The sequence below is a fragment of the Novosphingobium sp. B-7 genome, assembly GCF_000410615.1.
Lineage (GTDB): Bacteria > Pseudomonadota > Alphaproteobacteria > Sphingomonadales > Sphingomonadaceae > Novosphingobium > Novosphingobium capsulatum.
Genome location: NZ_KE148503.1, coordinates 1 through 303, shown reverse-complemented (window position 1 = coordinate 303; position 303 = coordinate 1). Strand labels below are relative to the sequence as shown.

General features: G+C 74.3%; 1 protein-coding gene. It reads right to left on the bottom strand.

Annotated elements, in window-relative coordinates:
• Positions 1 to 303 (bottom strand): NAD(P)H-hydrate epimerase (locus H926_RS29955; protein WP_043611050.1); only part of this gene is annotated, 303 nt, incomplete at both ends.

The following is a 303-nucleotide window of genomic DNA, read 5'->3' as shown; positions in this document are numbered from 1 at the left end:
GCCCAGCCCGTCAGCCGCGCTTTCCATAACGGTGCCGGCATACAGCGCCCGCGCCCGCTGCGCCGCCGGAGTGGCGGGCAGCCGGGGCGCGATCACGCACACACGCAAGCCAGCCTCGGCCAGATAGTGCGCGATGACATAGCCATCGCCGCCATTGTTGCCCGGACCGCACAGCACGGTGACGCGCCGCCCGGCCGCCACCCGGCGCACCCATTCCCCGGCGCCGCGCCCGGCCCGCTGCATCAGCGCATGGACATCGGTGCCGGCGGCGATCAGGGCATCTTCGGCGGCGCGCATCTGCGC